At 62.1% G+C, this 17,618-nt stretch carries 12 protein-coding genes; 5 read left to right on the forward strand and 7 right to left on the reverse strand.

The genetic code is table 11. The annotated features are described in order from the left end of the window. Nucleotides 1–12: 12 nt before the first annotated feature. From JFX23_RS01585 to JFX23_RS01595, 3 genes are all read right to left on the reverse strand, one after another. Nucleotides 13–384, reverse strand: a complete 372-nt coding sequence (locus JFX23_RS01585) for a hypothetical protein (protein WP_198775423.1) — start codon at nucleotides 382–384, stop codon at nucleotides 13–15. Then, on the reverse strand, nucleotides 381–2,663 hold the full coding sequence (locus JFX23_RS01590; RefSeq protein WP_198775425.1) for an NAD(+) synthase: 2,283 nt from the start codon (nucleotides 2,661–2,663) through the stop codon (nucleotides 381–383). Before JFX23_RS01590 ends, JFX23_RS01585 begins: the two co-directional genes overlap by 4 nt. Before the next feature lie 158 nt (nucleotides 2,664–2,821). Continuing rightward, on the reverse strand, nucleotides 2,822–3,559 hold the full coding sequence (locus tag JFX23_RS01595) for an NUDIX hydrolase (protein ID WP_233050464.1): 738 nt from the start codon (nucleotides 3,557–3,559) through the stop codon (nucleotides 2,822–2,824). Between the two features lie 90 nt (nucleotides 3,560–3,649). On the opposite strand from JFX23_RS01595, the gene JFX23_RS01600 reads away from it, so the two are divergent. Together JFX23_RS01600 and JFX23_RS01605 are read left to right on the forward strand one after the other, a co-directional pair. Further along, entirely contained in the window at nucleotides 3,650–4,651 is a 1,002-nt protein-coding gene (locus tag JFX23_RS01600) for an SPFH domain-containing protein (protein WP_198775427.1), read from the forward strand. Between the two features lies 1 nt (nucleotide 4,652). After that, the gene (locus JFX23_RS01605; RefSeq protein WP_198775432.1) at nucleotides 4,653–5,540 is read left to right on the forward strand and encodes a diacylglycerol kinase catalytic domain-containing protein; all 888 of its coding nucleotides are present in this window, start codon (nucleotides 4,653–4,655) and stop codon (nucleotides 5,538–5,540) included. Between the two features lie 1,252 nt (nucleotides 5,541–6,792). On the opposite strand, the gene JFX23_RS01610 is transcribed toward JFX23_RS01605, so the two are convergent. Beyond that, complete coding sequence (locus JFX23_RS01610) at nucleotides 6,793–7,989, reverse strand: acetate/propionate family kinase (protein ID WP_198775433.1); 1,197 nt, start codon at nucleotides 7,987–7,989, stop codon at nucleotides 6,793–6,795. 178 nt (nucleotides 7,990–8,167) lie between these two features. Continuing rightward, the gene (gene pta, locus JFX23_RS01615) at nucleotides 8,168–9,667 is read right to left on the reverse strand and encodes a phosphate acetyltransferase (protein ID WP_198775434.1); all 1,500 of its coding nucleotides are present in this window, start codon (nucleotides 9,665–9,667) and stop codon (nucleotides 8,168–8,170) included. Between the two features lie 125 nt (nucleotides 9,668–9,792). Here pta and JFX23_RS01620 point away from each other — a divergent pair, with 125 nt between their 5' ends. The 3 genes from JFX23_RS01620 to JFX23_RS01630 all read left to right on the forward strand — a co-directional run bounded on the left by JFX23_RS01620 (nucleotide 9,793) and on the right by JFX23_RS01630 (nucleotide 13,368). Beyond that, nucleotides 9,793–10,107: a DUF3017 domain-containing protein gene (locus tag JFX23_RS01620; protein ID WP_198775435.1), complete on the forward strand. Its 315-nt coding sequence runs from the start codon at nucleotides 9,793–9,795 to the stop codon at nucleotides 10,105–10,107. 574 nt (nucleotides 10,108–10,681) lie between these two features. After that, a complete protein-coding gene (locus tag JFX23_RS01625) occupies nucleotides 10,682–11,902 on the forward strand; it encodes an NADP-dependent isocitrate dehydrogenase (RefSeq protein WP_198775436.1) in 1,221 nt (406 codons plus the stop codon). A gap of 134 nt (nucleotides 11,903–12,036) precedes the next feature. Then, nucleotides 12,037–13,368 carry a dicarboxylate/amino acid:cation symporter gene (locus JFX23_RS01630; protein ID WP_198775437.1) on the forward strand — a complete coding sequence of 444 codons (1,332 nt, stop codon included), beginning with the start codon at nucleotides 12,037–12,039 and terminating at the stop codon, nucleotides 13,366–13,368. 219 nt (nucleotides 13,369–13,587) lie between these two features. Here the strand turns inward: JFX23_RS01630 and JFX23_RS01635 are convergent, their stop codons facing one another. Further along, nucleotides 13,588–15,366, reverse strand: coding sequence for an amino acid ABC transporter ATP-binding/permease protein (locus JFX23_RS01635; RefSeq protein ID WP_198775438.1), 1,779 nt, complete (start codon nucleotides 15,364–15,366; stop codon nucleotides 13,588–13,590). Continuing rightward, nucleotides 15,366–17,099: an ABC transporter ATP-binding protein/permease gene (locus JFX23_RS01640; protein ID WP_198775439.1), complete on the reverse strand. Its 1,734-nt coding sequence runs from the start codon at nucleotides 17,097–17,099 to the stop codon at nucleotides 15,366–15,368. The genes JFX23_RS01635 and JFX23_RS01640 overlap by 1 nt, the downstream gene beginning before the upstream one ends. Nucleotides 17,100–17,618 lie beyond the last annotated feature (519 nt).

The following is a 17,618-nucleotide window of genomic DNA, read 5'->3' on the forward strand; positions in this document are numbered from 1 at the left end:
GCATGGGGAGCCTCAACGGGTGGAATCCTTCGCGGCGCTGTCAGCGGCGGCGCGAGCTACGAGCGTCAAAGCGATCGCCATAATGACCCCCGTGAGAGCGAGAACCCTCGCGAAAGACGGACCTTCCGAACCCATGAAGAAGGCCGCGAGGAGCAGACCAATGAAATGGAAATCCATCACCAGACTGCCCGCGAGCAAGAGGAGCCAGGCGGCCTCGTGCCCCTTCTGACAGGCCGCTTCGGAAGAATCAAGAGCGAAGGAACGCAAACGCAGCGGATCGGACAGACCGACCGCTCCCGCCCTCGCCCGCACAGCGAGGCGCATCAAAATCCCAGAGGCAATGGCGAAGAAGACGAGCGCGAGAATGACGAGAGGAAAGCTCATCGATTCTCCTTCGCGGCGCCTGCGCCTAAGACATCATCGGAGCTGATGCGAGGGCCGACAACTGCACCACTAGAACAAGCAGGAGAATCGGCACCCGGGCCAACACCTACTCCACTGGAACAGGTAGGGGAGTCGGCACCGGAGGGGTCGGAGTCAATACAGGACTCGTCCACAGAGGCAATGCCCGATCCGGGCACATCCCTCACAGCGCTCTCCAACTCCCTGATCCACGCTTCGCCACTCGCGTCCGAAGGCATCCGCCAGTCGCCTCGCGGCGATAAAGAACCGCCCGCCATGACCTTCGGGCCGTTCGGCAAAGCAGAGCGCTTGAACTGCTGAGAGAAGAATCGGCGTAGGAAAAGGCGCTCCCACTTCACAATTTCCTCAAGAGAGTAGGAGACGCGCTCAGCCTCGGGGAACCCGGCGGGCCACTCGCCCACACTCGCATCTGCCCACGCCTTTTCGGCGAGGAACGCGATCTTCGAGGGGCGAGCACCCCGGCGCAGCAGGTGGAAGAGCGTGAAATCTTGCAGATTGTAGGGACCGATCGTGTCCTGTGTGGATTGGATCTTCTCACCGGGTTTCGTGGGGATGAGTTCAGGGGAGATTTCTGTCGCGAGGATCGACAAGAGTACTTCGCCCGTCGCATCGGAGAACTGTCCGGAGGTGGCGACCCAGCGGATCAGGTGCTGGATCATCGTCTTGGGGACCCCCGTGTTCACTGCATAGTGGCTCATCTGGTCGCCGACACCGTAGGTGCACCAGCCCAATGCGAGCTCGGAAAGGTCGCCGGTGCCCAAGACGATTCCGCCCCTGTGGTTCGCGATGCGGAACAGGTAGTCGGTGCGCAGCCCCGCCTGCACGTTCTCGAAGGTCACATCGTAGATGTTGGCGCCCTCGGCGTAGGGGTGGCCCATGTCTGTGAGGAGCTGGCGGGCTGCGGGCGTGATGTCGATCGTCTCACAGGGGATGCCAAGGGATTCACACAGGGCGAGGGCGTTCGACTTCGTCCCCTCCGAGGTCGCGAAGCCCGGCAGAGTGTAGGCGAGGATGTCTGTGCGGGGCCGCGACACCAGGTCCATGGCGCGGGCCGCGACGATGAGTGCGTGCGTCGAGTCGAGGCCGCCTGATACTCCGATAATGATCTTCGGCTTGCCGATGGCGCGAAGGCGTTGAACGAGTCCCGAGACTTGGATCGAGTAGGCCTCGTAGCAGTCTTGGGCGAGGCGAGCCGGGTCGTCGGGAACGAAGGGGAAACGGTCGACGGGGCGTTCAAGCCCCAGGTCTGTGCGTGCAGGATTGAGGCTCGTTCTCACTCGCGCGAACTCGCAAGCGGGGGAGTGATCGCCGAGGTAGTGGGCGTTGTCCGTGAAGGAGTTTTGACGCCTCCTCTCGTTGAGGATGCGCTCGAGGTCGACGTCGGCGATTGTGAGGGTCCGTCCGCCCGGGATGAAGCGCTCGCCTTCGGCGAGGAGCTCCCCGCACTCGTAGATCATTGTCTGACCGTCCCAGGCGAGGTCGGAGGTGGACTCGCCCTCGCCCGCCGCGCAGTACAGGTAGGCGGCGTCGAGGCGCGCGGAGGCGGAACGGACGAAGAGGCGACGATCTTCAGCGCGCCCCACCGTGATCGGAGAGGCCGAGGGGTTGCAGATGACGCTCGCCCCGGCGAGGGCCGCAAGGGAGCCGGGGGAGACCGGAACCCACATGTCTTCGCAGATTTCCGCGGCAATGACGAGGCCGGGAACGTCCTCCACTTCGATGAGGGTGGAGGCGAAGGGGGCGTATTCGGGGGAGGAATCCTCTCGAGGCTCTTTCGAGGCCGACCATTTCGACACGTCGAGGAAGGAAGGTGTCTGCGCGCCGGGGGTGACGAAGTGGCGTTTTTCGTAGAACTCCCGATAGTTCGGGAGGTGACGTTTAGGAATGAGGGCGAGGATGCGTCCGCGATGGATGACGACCGCGCAGTTGTACAGGGCAGCGTTCACCCTCACTGGCGCTCCGACAACGATGATTGGGAGGAGATCGAGGGAGGCGAGGGCGAGTTCGTGGATGGCGGTCTCGACCTCGTCGAGAAGAACATCTTGGCCGAACAGGTCGTCGATCGCATAGCCGGAGAGGGACAGTTCCGGGAAGAGGAGGAGGGCGACGCCGCGCGCGGAGGCTTCTTTCGCGATTGACGCGATCTCTTTGGCGTTGCGCAGCGGCTGGGCGGGGTGGACCGGGGCGGTCGCGACGGCGAGACGAGCAAAACCCTGGTCGTAAAGGGAATGGAAGTTCACGGGGCCTCCTAGGGATCTGGATCATTGTCCCCCAAAACCGGGAGCTTCGTCATCGAGGCGAGGGTGAGGGGGTCGGCTTTGGAAAGCCGTGGGAATCGGTGTCCGGTGCAATCGGAGGCGCCTCGACTCAGGGCGATTGAAGTGCAGGCTCAGGGGAATCACTGGGACTTCCTGGGGCGCGAGAGTGGAGGGTCGAGGATGGCGGCATTGGGTGAGATGCCTTCCGCGAGTCGATACAGTGCTGCGGGCCTTCCGACGCCCTCGGCGGACATTCTCCCTGTCGCTTCGAGGAATCCTGCGGTCTTGGTGGCTTTGCGATGGAAATTGCGCGGGTCGAGGCGGCACCCCCACACGGCCTCGTAGACGGAGCGCAGTTCGGCGATCGTGAACTCTGGTGGGCAGAAGGCGGCTGCGAGTGGCGAGTACTCGATCTTTGCGCGCGCGCGTTCAATGCCGTCGGCGAGGATCTGGTCGTGGTCGAAAGCGAGTTGTGTGGTGGCGTTCGGGCCTGTGAGGTCCTCGACCTTGTGCCACTGAACGGCTGCTGCGTCGCCGCCGGCCTGGGGGGTGGCGAATGTGGGGGAGAAAAGAAGGTAGGCGACGGAAAGGACGGGTCCGCGCGGGTCGCGATTCAAAGGCCCGTAGCTTCGCAGTTGTTCGAGGTGTCCTGGTGGGGTGATGCCGGTTTCTTCGCACAGTTCTCGGCGTGCGGCGTCGGCGAGGTTTTCGTCGGCGAGGAGGAAACCACCGGGCAGGGCGAGTAGGCCTTTGTCGGGTGCGAGGGCTCTTTCGACGAGGAGGACGTGCAGTGAGCCTTCGGTGACGGTGAGAACGACAAGGTCGACGGCGACCGGCATTGTCGCGGCTGTGGGGGGCAGAGGGTGTGGCGGTCTCATACGCCGATCCTATATCTCGTCATCTTGACGCGAAAGCGGGAGAGGAGTTATAGTCAATATGACAATAATCGATGGTAAGGAGAATCTCCCATGGGAACGCTCAACACATACCCCCTCTTCTCGCGCTACCAGGGCGCAGCAAGTGACTTCATCATCTGCATGCGCGCAGGCACCCTCACTCGTTCGGGCACAGGCCAAGCCTTCTGGTTCCGCTCTGCAGGGACGGCCCTCGCCCAAGTGCCCCTCATCGAAAGGGAGCAGACCGTCCTCGTCAAAGCCGTCTCCTCCGACCAGCAGGACGTCAACGTCCAGGTGAGCCTCACACACAGGATCGCCGATCCTCTGGCGGCGGCACAGCGCTTCGACTTCGACCTCTTCCCGCGCTCCAGCTCGACTGAAGCACTCGGCGCCTGGCAGATCGGCGAACTCGTCGCCAGAATCGCCCACTCCGTTACCATTGCCCGGATCGCGACAATGACCCTTGCAGAAGCCCTCGACTCCGGGATGAACGCCGTCGCCGAGGCACTCAACGCAGCAACGACGGGGGAGGAGCGTCTGGCCTCCACCGGTGTGGAGATCTGCGATGTCTGTGTTTTGTCCGTGCGCCCCGACGAAGCTGTCGAATCGGCACTGCGCACCCCTTTGCTCGAACAACTCCAATCCGAGGCGGACCGGGCACTGTATGAGCGTCGCACCCTCGCCGTCGAACAAGAACAACAGATCTCCAAGACCGAGCTTGCATCCAAGCTTGAACTCGAACGACGCCGCGCCGACCTGGTTGCGCAGGAAGGCCAGAACGCCCGCCGCCAGGCCGAGGAGAAAGCCGCTGCCGACCTCGTCGAAGCCAACGCCAGCGCCGAACGCAGGAACATCCTCTCCACCGCTCAGGCAGAGGAAATCGCACAAGTCGGCGCCGCAAAGAATGAGGTCGAAAAGGCGCGTCTCGACGCGCTCGCGTCACTTGGCGCAGATGTCCTCAAAGCGCTCGCCCTGCGCGACCTTGCTGGGAATCTGCCCGACGTCGGTCAGATCAATATCACCCCTGACATGCTCCAGGGAGTACTCGCCGACCTGGTCAAAGGTGGAAAGTGACATGCGAAAAAGGGCTGTGATCGTCCATCGGCGCACAGAACTCGAGGAGCTGCTCGATCGACACTCCACCAGGGGACAGGTCGAGTTCTTCCTCAAATCGAGGAACCGGAGCCTCGCCGAGGTCCAGGAGGTTCACGACCGCCACCAGGAGACGCTGAGGGTGATGCGCTTGGCGATTCCTTCAACATGGGCGAGGACCGAGGTTGACCGTGATTCGTTGTCACGCTTCCTCTTTGCCCCCGAGGATGTGATCGTCGTGGTCGGACAGGACGGATTGGTCGCCAATGTTGCAAAGTACATTGACGCTCAGCCCGTCATCGGGGTCAACGCGGCACCTGGACGTAACCCGGGAGTACTGGTGCGATGCGCCGCCGAGCAGGGTGTGGCGGCATTGCGGGCCTTCGACGAAGAACGCCACGTGGCGCTCGAACAGCTGACGATGGTGCGCGCCGAGGTCGATGACACCCGTTCGCTCACCGCGCTGAACGAAATTTTCATCGGGCATGCCTCGCATCAAAGCGCCCGTTACCGGATCAGCGGGGGAAGCTCCTTTGAAGATCAATCATCGTCCGGGATCGTGGTGTCGACGGGTACGGGTGCAACAGGATGGGGAGCCTCCCTCGTCAGGGGACGTTCTATGGGGCCGCTGCCCACTCCTGTGGAGCGCAGTCTCGCATGGTTCGTCCGCGAAGCCTGGCCCTCACCCACGACCGGCGTCACCATGACCGAGGGAATCCTCAAGGCTGGACGAGCCCTCGAGATCACCGTCGCCTCGGATCGGCTCGTCGTCTTCGGCGACGGCATCGAATCGGACCGCTGCGAAGTGTCATGGGGACAGCAGATCCGGGTTGGAATCGCCGAGCAGACTCTTGCACTGGTAATCCCGTGAAAACGTCCACCTCCGCGGGAGCTCAAATCGTCTCTCTTGACGCGCGAAGGTGCTGTGATGCCAGCCGCCCTCGCGTGAGCGTCGATCGCCTGAGGAGTCCGTCGCTAGCGAACGAGCTCACGACCCAGTCCTGTCATGCTCTGCATGAGCGGGGTTCGCTGCAAAGGAGGGGGCTGTGCATGCGCCGACAGGGGAGCGCCATCTCGCGAGTATGCGCGGATCTGGGAAGGCTCCCCGTGCATGCGCCGACAGAGAGCGCCATTACTCAGCAGCGTGCAATGCTCGGGCTTTCGTGTAGCCCTTTCGGATTCCAGCGGTCGGCGGTGTTCATTTCTTGTGCGGCGGGGAGGATTGAGCGTTTCCTCCCTCCGATTCCGGGTTTGCGGTCTGAATCCTGTCATATGAGGTTTCCGGGCTGGCATCTAATTCCCGGTATATCCCCTATTCCAGGGTTTCCGTCCGATTCCTGTCGTATGACGCCCGTTTATGCAGGCAAACCTGGAATAGGCGCTTGCCTTGGTCGGGAAAGCTGGAATAGGTGGTCGTACGAATTGAGTTCCACGTTCCAGAAGTCGATCTCATACGAGTGCGTTTCCACGTGAACCTGAGCCCCGCACTCGCGCCCTCGACAGGGGAGCTGACGACCGAAGCCCTAAGGAGGAGCAGGCCATGCCATGGCGGCTGGGAGGGAAAGGGAAGAGGAGCGCTGCGCCCACACGCCGTGAAGATCCTGGGGAAACCCATGACGAGGAGATCCTGGGGAAACCCACGCCGTGAACGTCCAGGGAAAACCCAGGGCAAACACTCCGAAAGAGGCGGAGGTCGCCCCATCTCTATCGAAGCGTGGAAAAACGTCATTACCAAAGTAAACAGAACGTCCTTATCGACGCGCACAGAAACGGGGCGGCCCAGCCGAAGCCGAACCGCCCCATATCCGATCAATGACCGGCCAGATGCTCTGAGACGAGGCCGGATGCTCCGAGATGAGGCCGGGCCTCGGCCCTGGTGAGATGCTCCGAGATGAGGCCGGGAGTTCCCTCAAGAAGTCGGTGCGAGATGTCCCCGATACGGCTGGATGTTCCCCGGGGATGCTGGTGCTGTGTGTCCCCGGACAGTCCCAGGTGATCCCAGCCTCGGCCAGGTGTTCCCCCAAGGGTGCCGGTGCCGGGCCCCAGCTCTGGTCAGGTATTCCCAGGCTAAGCCGGGAACTCCCAGACACGCCCACGTCTTCCCAGAAGGAAGCCCGGTGGTCTCAGATGATCGAAAGAGCTTGGCGCGCGATCGCAAGTTCCTCATTCGTCGGGAAGACAAGGAGGAGGACCTTCGAGTCGGGGGCCGAAATCACGAGGGGTTCGCTGCTGCGAATCTCGTTCTTCTCCACATCGATCTTCACCCCGAAAGGAGCGAGAGCTTCGGCGAGCTCACGACGCACACCGGAATCATTCTCACCGATTCCCGCGGTGAAGCTCATGACATCAAGGCCACCGAGTTCAGCAGTGTAGGAGCCGACATACTTCAGGAGCCGATTGACGTAGATATCCATAGCGACGCGGGCCTTGTGCTGGAGCTCAGGCTCGGAGTCGTCGCGGATGAATGCCCACACAGAACGCATGTCGGACTCGCCGGTCAGGCCCTTCATGCCGGATTCCTTGTTGAAGATGTGATCGATCTCGTCGATGCTCAAATTACCCTGGCGTGCCAGGTGGAAAACAACGGCCGGGTCGATGTCGCCAGTGCGGGTGCCCATCATCAGGCCTTCAAGCGGAGTGAGGCCCATCGAGGTATCGATCGGCTTGCCATTGAGGACTGCAGACACGGAGGCGCCATTACCCAGGTGCATGACGATCTGCTTGAGGTCGTCGCGGCCAAGGCGCTTCGCGACCTCCTGAGAGACGAACTGGTGCGAGGTTCCGTGGGCGCCGTAGCGGCGGACCGAATACTTTTCAGCGACCTCGGCGTTGAGCGCGTAGGTGGCGGTCTTGTCGGGAAGCTGCTGGAAGAAGGCGGTGTCGAAGACAGCGACATGGGGGACATCAGGCATGAGTTCGCGCGCAACGTCGATGCCCTTGAGGTGAGCGGGGTTGTGCAGGGGAGCCATCGGGCAGAGCTGTTCGATGAGGTCGCGGACTTCGTCGGTCACGAGGGCGGGGCCGTCGAAGTACTTGCCGCCCTGAACGATGCGGTGGCCGACGGCGACGATGCCCGCTTCGTCGAGGGCGGGGCCCTTCGTGTCGAAGAGGCGGAGGACTTCACGCATGCCGATCTCGTGGTCGGGGATGGGCAGTTCTTCGGTGGCGACCTCGTCGCCGTGGGCGTGCTTGATGTTGCCGAGGGGGTCGCCGATGCGTTCGACGAGGCCCTTGGCGATGGCCTCTCCGGTTTCGGGGTCGACGAGCTGATATTTGATGGAAGAGGAACCGGAGTTGATGACGAGGACTGTCTGTGTCACGGGTTTGCCTTTCGGGCGTGAATCTGCGTTTCGAGGAGATCAGGGATGAAGTGCAGGGATGAGATGAGAGCTTGGGACCCAGGTCCAAGCTTGAGTCGCGGGCCGGGATTCAGGTCGCAGGCCCAGGTGTGGGGCGATCCTGCGAGGGCAGGACACCCCGCACTCGAGCCTCACACACTCAGCCCTGGGCTTGAACTGCGGTCAGAGCGACCGTGTTGACGATGTCCTCGACGAGGGCTCCGCGCGACAGGTCGTTCACCGGCTTGTTGAGGCCCTGGAGGACCGGTCCGACCGCGACCGCTCCCGAGGAACGCTGCACGGCCTTGTATCCGATATTGCCGGCTTCGAGGGAGGGGAAGATGAAAACATTCGCGCGACCGGCGACGGGTGAGCCGGGGAGTTTCTTCGCGGCGACCGCCATATCGACGGCCGCATCGAACTGGATCGGCCCTTCGAGGGCGAGCTCGGGGGCTTTCTCGCGGGCGACGCGGGTCGCTTCGACGACGGCGTCAACGGCGGGGCCAGAACCCGAGCTGCCCGTCGAGTAGGAGAGCATTGCGACTCGCGGTTCGATGCCGAACTGGGCTGCGGTGCGCGCGGAGGTGACCGCGATATCGGCGAGCTGTTCGGGGGGCGGGTTCGGGTTGACGGCGCAATCGCCGAAGGCCCAGACCTGGTCCTTCATGAGCATGAGGAAGATCGAGGAGACGATCGAGACACCGGGAGCGGTCTTGATGATCTGGAAGGAGGGGACGATCGTGTGGGCGGTCGTGTGCGCCGCACCGGAGACCATGCCATCAGCGTCGCCCATATGGACCATGAGGGTGGCGAAGTAGGAGACGTCCTTGATCTTCTCTCGTGCCTGCTCAATGGTGACGCCCTTCTTCGCTCGAAGGCGCGCGAATTCGGCCGCGTACTTCTCAGCGTATGCCGGGTCGTCAACGGAGACGACTAAGGCCGCTGAGAGGTCGATGCCGAGTTCTGCAGCCCTTGCGGACACGGCGTCGGCTTCGCCGACAAGGGTGATATCCGCGATCCCGCGGGCGAGCACTTCAGCGGCGGCGAGCAGGACCCGGTCGTCTTCGGGTTCGGGCATGACGATGCGCTTGCGCTGGGCGCGAGCACGGTCGATGAGGTCCGCCTGGAAAGCGAGGGGGGTGAGGGCGCTCGGGGCCGGGGTGGCGAGCAGAGCGTCAAGCGCCTGGGCATCCAATGGGAGGGGCAGGATCGGCACTTCGGCCTCAACGGTGGGGACGACGCCAGCGGGCAGGGCCACGGCAACGAGCTTCGCTTGGGCAGCCTCGGCCCGTTGGGCGAACACGCGGATTTCCTCTGCGAGCAATTCTGCGCCCACGCCCTCAGCATCGAGGACGAGGACGACGCCCGCCCGGGCTGAGGCGGCGAGTTCAAGATTCCACGACACCGCATCGAAGGTCCTCGCGTCGAGAGCGTCGATGCCGTCAACGAGGACGAAGTCGGCCTTCAGGGCACGCAGGGCTTCGAGGACGTTCGGTAGGGCGGCCTGGGGGGAGGTCGCGGCGGAAGAAGCATCGACACCGACGAGGGCGTTCGTGCGCTCGAAAGAGCCGCGTTCTTCGAGGAGAGCGGCGAGCTCGTTTGCCGCGTCGTGTGCGACGTTCGCCGATTCTGGGCCTACAACGATGTAGCGGGAAGTCACTGATGCTCCTTCTTCACGTGAAAATGTGCACGACAGTATGCGTCGTGTGAATATGGTAGCGCCGCCTGAGCGTCGAGGAGGGCCTCGGTCTTGGAATCTTCGAAGCTCCGGTTACCCTTGGACCTATGAGCGAGACCCCTGCATCTTCGACCGGAGGCTCTTGGTGGAGCTGGGCGACTCTTGCGATGGTCATTGTTGGGGTCTGTGGGGCTGTGCTCTTTGCGGCGCTCAATCATCCGCATCGGGCGGTCCTCCTCCTCGTGGCCACTCTTGAAGGCTTGGCAGTGGCGCGCCTGGTGATTCCGGGGCGCCCGTGGTTCTCTTCGCGTTCGAAGTGGATGGATGTCACGTTTTTTGGCGGAGTCGGTCTGCTGATCTGGTATTTCGCGCCCTATACCGCGACTGTGGGCATTGTTTCCTCAACGGCTCTGCCGCTGTGAGTACCTTTCCTCGCGCGTAAAGGTGAATGCCTCAATCGCGAGGTCCACCGCTTCGGCGCTGCCACCTTTCCTTGTGCTAAGAGGTGAATGCTCACTCGGCTCGAAATCGTCACCGAACACGCCCGTCTTTCCTGTGCGTAGAAGTGAAGGGGGCGACGCCTTGTAAAAACTATCGGCGAGACGAACCGTTTCCCCGCACATGGTGGCGCGTGCGAAGTGAGCTCACCACACGTCCTGCACGACACGCCGTCCCTCGCTCAAGAGCCCGCCATCCGCCCCCGCCTATTCCAGGTTTCCCTGCACAAACTGGCGTCATGCAACAGGAAGCGGGCGGCAACTCTGGAATTGAACGCTCACCCTGGAATTGAAGGGGAAACTCGAAGCAGGAGTGCAGCGCTGACAGGCCGTTCTTGACCTCGTCCCTTGTAATCGCAGTCCTCTTCTTGGAGGCTGCAGCCTGATTGTCGAAGAAGCGCTTTGCTGTGGAAAGGGCTCGCGACGAGCACACCGATCAGTTAATCTCGATGTCGAGATATTTTGATCCGGGAGACGTCTCCCGAACAGCGGAGGATCCATGTCGAAAATCAAAGTCCAAGGCCCCGTCGTCGACCTCGACGGCGATGAGATGACCCGAATCATCTGGCAGTTCATCAAGGACCGACTGATCTTCCCCTACCTCGACCTCGACCTGAGGTACTACGACCTGTCGATCCAGAACCGCGACGCCACCGACGACCAGGTAACCATCGACGCTGCCAACGCCATCAAAGAGCACGGCGTCGGCATCAAATGCGCGACCATCACCCCCGATGAGGCGAGAGTCGAAGAATTCGGTCTCAAGAAAATGTGGAAGTCCCCCAATGGCACGATCCGCAACATCCTCGGCGGTGTCGTCTTCCGCGAGCCGATCATCATCGACAACGTCCCGCGCCTCGTCCCCGGATGGACTAAGCCGATCATCGTAGGCCGCCACGCCTTCGGCGACCAGTACCGCGCCACTGACTTCAAAGTGCCCGGCGCGGGCACCATCACCCTCACCTTCACTCCCGATGACGGTTCGCAGCCCATCGAGCATGAGGTCATCCGCATGCCCGAGGGCGGGGGTGTCACCATGGGCATGTACAACTTCAACGAGTCCATCGCCGACTTCGCCAGGGCATCCTTCGAATACGGTCTGAAGAGGAACTACCCGGTCTACCTCTCGACGAAGAACACGATCCTCAAAGCCTACGACGGCGCATTCAAGGACATTTTCGCCGAGGTCTTCGAACGTGAATACAAGGAGCGTTTCGACGCTGCGGGGCTGAGCTACGAACACCGCCTCATCGACGATATGGTCGCTTCCTCCCTTAAATGGTCCGGCGGCTATGTGTGGGCCTGCAAGAACTACGATGGGGACGTTCAATCCGACACTGTCGCTCAAGGCTTTGGCTCGCTCGGACTCATGACTTCCGTCCTCGTGACCCCCGATGGACGCACGATGGAGGCTGAGGCCGCGCACGGCACCGTCACCCGCCACTACCGTCAGCATCAAAAGGGCGAGAAGACCTCGACGAACCCGATCGCCTCGATCTTCGCCTGGACGAGAGGCCTTGCTCACCGGGGCATGCTCGATTCGACACCCGAGCTCATCGACTTCGCGAAGACTCTCGAAGAGGTCGTCATCTCCACGGTCGAGGGCGGGCGCATGACGAAGGACCTTGCGCTGCTCATTTCGGATCAGACTCCGTGGCTGACAACAGAAGAGTTCCTCAACGCTCTCGACGCGAATCTCACAGCTCGTCTCTCCAGGTGAAGGAGGATTCGCTGAATCTGCGTTGACACGAGTCGGTCACGCTTCTCGCATTCTGGGACCTGCTTAGACGGATTTCAGGTCACAGGTAAAGAACGGGCATTCTGTAGGTATCCCCTCAATTTCAAGGAGAGACCATGCGGAAGTTCATGGAGAAGAGCGGCATCCTCGTATGGGTGCTCACGGCGATCATCCTCGCCCTTGTCCTCGGTTCAATCAAGATCGGTGACGCCCACCTCGTACCCCAGGGTGTCGGGCGGATCTTCGCGACCTTCTCGACGTTATTCAGCCAGTTCTTGTCATTCGCGATCCCGCTCATCATCATTGGCCTCGTCACCCCGGCGATCGCCGACCTCGGTCGCGGCGCAGGCAAGTGGCTCGGCGTGACCGCAGCGATCGCTTACGGCTCGACACTGTTCTCCGGCTTCCTCACCTATCTCGCCTGCGCCGTGACCTTCCCGAAGATCCTGCAGGGTGGCTTGGCCGATGTCGCCGAGCCCGGATCTGCTCTCGAAACCTACTTCACCGTGGAAATGCCCGCCGCAGTGCCGGTCATGACCGCCCTGCTCCTCTCCTTCGTTGTCGGCATCGGCCTGGCGATGGTGCCCAGAGGCGTTCTGCGCAAGGGATTCATCGAGTTCCGCGCGATCATCACGAAGCTTATTGAACACATCATCATCCCCCTGCTGCCGCTGCATATTTTCGGTATCTTCCTCAACCTCACCTACACCGGTGAGGCCTGGACTGTTATGCGCACCCTCGTTCGAGTGGTCATCGTCGTCCTGATCCTCGAAGTCGTCATCCTCCTCACCCAGTACCTCATCGCAGGTGCGATCGGTAAGAAGAACCCCATCAAGTCACTCCTAACGATGATGCCCGCCTACCTGACGGCGCTCGGCACCTCCTCTTCGGCGGCGACGATTCCCGTGACCCTGCGTCAGACGAAGAAGAACGGCGTCTCCAACCCCGTCGCCTCCTTCACCGTCCCGCTGTGCGCCACCATTCACCTGGCGGGTTCGACCTCGAAGATCTTCGCCTTCGCTTTCGCGATCGCTTTCACCCAGGGGATCGACGTGACCCCCGTCCAGTGGGTCGGCTTCGTGTTCATGCTCGGCATCACAATGGTCGCCGCCCCCGGCGTTCCCGGTGGCGCGATCATGGCGGCGACGGGCCTGCTGTCCTCGATGCTCGGCTTCAATGACGCGCAGGTCGCCCTCATGATCGCCACCTACATTGCCCTTGACTCTTTCGGCACCGCCACGAATGTCACCGGCGACGGTGCGATCGCGATCGTTGTCGATCGTTTCGCCGACGGCAGGATTGGTGCCGAGGGCGACCCGGAGAACGCGCGTGAGCTTTCTTTCGATGGCATGAAGTACCTCGACAAGGTGTCCGTCGAGGGGCTTGTCTCCGCTGAAGAACTCAAAGCCTCCGCCGCCCAGGCCGGTGAGAACGCCGTGTCGAACTGAGTTTTTTCAAGGCTTTCTCATGTGAGCGAGTCTTCTGAGCCAATCTTCGTGGAGGTGCTCCTTCGTCCAAGCCGGAGGAGCACCTCGCGAACCGAAGCTGTGAATTAGGTGTCCCCGCGACCGATTCGGTCGCGGGGACACCTAGAGGTGAGGGAGCAGAAAAGCCCGCTGAGGAGCCGGAGGTAGGAGGTACTCAGCGAGGCTCACTCCCACAGCAGTTCAGAGCCCGCGGGCCGCCAGGGTGCGCAACGGTCCTTCCACAGCCCACAATTCACCCGGAGTCCCATCCTGGACAACACGGCCACCATCAATAACGACAACCCGGTCGACCTCGTCCATGACATCAAGACGGTGCGTAATCTCAATGACCGTTGCGTCCGCGAAGCACTCACGAACCGCGCCACGCACACTCGCCGCAAGCTCGGCATCCAAATGGGAAGTGAACTCGTCGAGCACCAGTGTAGAGGGACGGGCAAGGATCGCTCGAGCCAAGGCCAGACGCTGGCGCTGACCACCCGAAACCGCTGAACCCCGTTCCCCGAGCATCGTCTGATACCCCTGCGGCATGAGCTTGATATCCGTGTCAATACCGGCGATACGGCACGCTTCACGGACCTCCTCCTCGGAGGCGCAGGGCGCAGCGAGACGAACATTGTCCAAGACGCTCGCACGGAACAGATGAGCCTTTTGAGTGACGAGCGCAAGCTCCCGACTCAGCGAATCGCGTGTGAGCGTTGAAACATCGAATCCGTCAATCGTGATCCGACCCGACTGGGGATCATCGAAACGCAAAAGCAACTGCGCGAGCGTCGACTTACCAGAGCCAGAAGCCCCCACCAGACACGTCCATTCGCCCGCGCGGGCGCAAATGTTGATGTCACGCACCGCCGCTTGAGCGGCCTTCGGATAGGAGTAGGCGACGTTCTCCCAACGGATCTCATGCGAGGGTGCGGCAGGGAGTTCAAGTGCCCCATCTGGCACCTCGACCGGGGAATGAACCGTCCGGTAGACCCGCTCGGCGGCAGCGAAGGAATTACCCAGAGCTGCCGCGAGTTCTTCGACCCCTCTCGCGGTTTCAGTCAAACGCAGGACAGCAGCTGCGATTGCAGCGAGCATGGGCGCCGACAGTGAGCCCGCTTGCACGGAAGGCAAGCCGAGAGCGAGAAGAGCAATGGGTGCGCCAAGAGTGAGGGCCTGGATGAAAGTGCGTCTGAGCACCGAACCCATGATCGCAGGTTGAGAGGTTTCGCCGATGGAACGGTCGATTGAGGCCATTTCTTCGAGTCTGCTCGCCATCCGCCCATAACCGACGACCTCGGACATCCCCTGGATCGAATCGGTGACGTGCTGAACGAGGCGGGCGCGCTCGGAGGCGACGGCCCGCGAAGAACGCAAAGACGCCTTCCACCCGAGCGCGGGGGCAATGGCGATGGAAGCGAAAAGGAAACAGAAAGCGACGAATGCGAGCAGCCACGAGCCCTTCACACCGATCAGGGCGACAACCGTCACTGGAACAACGACAGCTGAGACGAGGGGAGCGAAAGTGTGGGCGAAGAAAACCTCGATCCGGTCCACGTCCTTGGTCGCCCTCGACAAAAGATCACCCGAACGTGAAACCGCCATCACGCGTGGGGAGCGGGGAATGAGGGCCTCGTAGATTTCGGCGCGCAATAGCTCCAAGGATTTGAAGGCGACGAGGTGGCCGAGGAACTGTTCGCCGTAGCGCAGCAAGGCTTTGAGTGCGGCGAGTCCTGCCATGAAGGCGAGGGTCTTCCAGGGCATCGCCGGAGCTGTGCCCGCGGCAAGATCGATCCCAAGAGCGACGACTGTGAAAGCACCTAGGGCGAAGAGAGCCACCCCGGCGAGGAGATCCGCAATCCGGCAGAGTGAGGATGCGAGAAGCGGGGAGAGGACGGGGCGGGTGACGCGGAAAATCCAAGAAAGGAGGATCCTGCGGGGCACATGCGTCGAAGACAGCGTGGAATCAGAAGAAGGCATCAGGCTCGGACCTCCTGGGCTTGTTCGGTGAGGAGTCCATCGCGGACCTCGACGACACGGTCGGCGGCGACGAGGGCGCCCGCGCGGTGTGAGACCGTCACGACGGCGCGGCCCGCAGCTGCCGCAGGAATCGCGGAGAGGATCTGCGCCTCACTGGCGAGATCGACCTGGCTGGTCGGTTCATCGAGCAAAAGTACGGGCCTATCGGCGAGGATCGCTCGGGCCAGGGAAAGGCGCTGGGCCTGACCACCGGAAAGACCGAGCCCCTGTTCGCCGAGCTGAGTGTCGAGGCCCTGGGGCATGTTGCGGACCTCATCGGCCAGGGAAACAGCTTCGAGGGCCTTCCACATCTCAGCCTCACTCGCCTCGGGCGCGCCCAGACGCAGGTTGTCTGCGATCGAGCCGGTGAATAGCCACGTGGATTGGGCGACGAGGGCGCTGTGGGAGCGGAACTGCTCTTGGTGTTCGCCGTCAAGAGGAGTCCCTGCGATGCTGAGTGTTCCCACAGAGGGGAAGAGATCACCGGACAGGAGGGACATGAGAGTGGATTTTCCGGACCCCGAAGGCCCGACGACCGCGAGGTGCTCGCCCGGGGCGACTGAGAAGTCAACCCCGCTTAGCACTGTTCCGCGCTCCTCATCCCAGGTGGCGCTCACTTTCCTCACAGCGATTCCGGCGCTCGGAGCCTCCTTGGGCTCGGTGGAAGAGGAAAGGGCGGGGACAGCCTCTTTCGGGGTCTTCACCGACAGCAACTCGCGGAATGCACGCTGGTTGGCAAGTCCGCCCATGCCGACGTAGAAAAAGGCACCCACATGGTCGAGAGGTTCGAGCAGAACATAGGACACAAGGACGATCGCCAGGGCGTCACCGCTCGTGATCTGTCCGCCCTTGAGGCGCCATGCTGCCAGAGCGAAGGCGACTGTGATGAAGAACAGTGAGAAGAGCACGTCCGTGATGAGGATGACGAGCTGATTCCCGGCGAGAAGACCCATGACGGCCTTCCGGTTCTCTTCGCCTCGTCGACGCAAACTGGCGTGGGTTCTCCTCGCCGCCCTCGCCAAGGTGAGGGTCGGAAGGCCCTGGATCGCGTCGAGGTACTCGGCGGCCAAGCGCATTCGAGCGCGCCGAGAATCCGAGGAAGGGGCGCGCAGGTTCTTGTGTGCCAGGCCGATCATCATGGGGATCGCGATGACCGCGAGGAGGAGGACCACGGCAGAAAGAGGATCGACTGAGAGTGCGAGTACTGCGAGGGCCAGAGCCGGCGAGAGGCCCGCTGCGAGCGTGGGGGCGAGGAAGGTCTGGCGGTACACGGCGACTCGTTCAGCCCCGTCCGTGAGGAGGGAGACTGTTGAGCCGGTGCGCTGGCGTGCGGCTCGCCCGGGCCCGAGAGCGAAAAGGTGGGAGAGGGCCCTGGCGCGCAGGAGAGGTTCTTCTCGGCATGCCCCTTTTCGGGCGACGAGGTCGGCCACGCCGAGGAAGAGCGCACACAAGGCGGCACTGATGGCTGCGGTGATGAGTAAAGAGCCCGCGTTCCCGTGAAGGAGAGGATCTGAACCGGCTGGGCCTGTGGGCAGAATCGAGCCGAGGGAGCGCGCCGCACAGATCAAAGCCCAAGCCTGCGCCACACCCGCTAAAGCAGTAAGGGTGAAGGAGACGATGTTCGAACGACGTCCCGAGGAGGTGACCAGGGAAGGGGGACGCGGTGTCGTCCTGCCGGATGAAGCGGGGCTCATGAGACTCCTATTCGACGTTTCCAGCCTCGAAGCGCAATCCTGCTCGGCAGCGCTCAACTAAGGCCATACTTACTTTAGGCGGCTTGGGGATCAGACACCATGTCGTCTCCCGAGCTGGGCGGGTGAATGTGTGGAGCAATGAGTCACGTTTTTGAAGCTGAGCTACAAAGTTGTGCGCCTGAGCTACGAGGGTGTATAGGGTGTATGAGGAGAGGAGGGAGAAAAGAAAATCCTTGGCGCGAGTTTTCTGCGATGAGTTCAAGTTGTAATATGTCGGGCTTTCTCCATTGTGTGATCAGGAAGATATAATCCCGGTAATCTATTCATGGGATCGAGTTTTTCGGGGATGACCTCGACGGACGCGTCTCTCTTGTGAGGCGGGCCCGGCACGATCCTCAAGATCATAGGAAGCCTGGAAGATGGAGAAGGACTCAATGACGACCAACGACCCCCTCTCAGGAGAATCGAAGGGGGAGGAGGGCATGCCCTCGTTTTCCCCGGCCCTTGGAGCTGACCCGG

Origin of the sequence: Schaalia cardiffensis (assembly GCF_016405145.1) — a bacterium.
GTDB classification, from domain to species: domain Bacteria; phylum Actinomycetota; class Actinomycetes; order Actinomycetales; family Actinomycetaceae; genus Pauljensenia; species Pauljensenia cardiffensis.

Coding starts and splice junctions, on each gene's coding strand:
- JFX23_RS01625 (WP_198775436.1), top strand. CDS start 10,682: ATGTCGAAAATCAAAGTCCAAGGCCCCGTCGTCGACCTCGACGGCGAT.
- JFX23_RS01585 (WP_198775423.1), bottom strand. CDS start 384: ATGAGCTTTCCTCTCGTCATTCTCGCGCTCGTCTTCTTCGCCATTGCC.
- JFX23_RS01620 (WP_198775435.1), top strand. CDS start 9,793: ATGAGCGAGACCCCTGCATCTTCGACCGGAGGCTCTTGGTGGAGCTGG.
- JFX23_RS01640 (WP_198775439.1), bottom strand. CDS start 17,099: ATGAGCCCCGCTTCATCCGGCAGGACGACACCGCGTCCCCCTTCCCTG.
- JFX23_RS01635 (WP_198775438.1), bottom strand. CDS start 15,366: ATGCCTTCTTCTGATTCCACGCTGTCTTCGACGCATGTGCCCCGCAGG.
- JFX23_RS01595 (WP_233050464.1), bottom strand. CDS start 3,559: ATGAGACCGCCACACCCTCTGCCCCCCACAGCCGCGACAATGCCGGTC.
- JFX23_RS01630 (WP_198775437.1), top strand. CDS start 12,037: ATGCGGAAGTTCATGGAGAAGAGCGGCATCCTCGTATGGGTGCTCACG.
- JFX23_RS01600 (WP_198775427.1), top strand. CDS start 3,650: ATGGGAACGCTCAACACATACCCCCTCTTCTCGCGCTACCAGGGCGCA.
- JFX23_RS01605 (WP_198775432.1), top strand. CDS start 4,653: ATGCGAAAAAGGGCTGTGATCGTCCATCGGCGCACAGAACTCGAGGAG.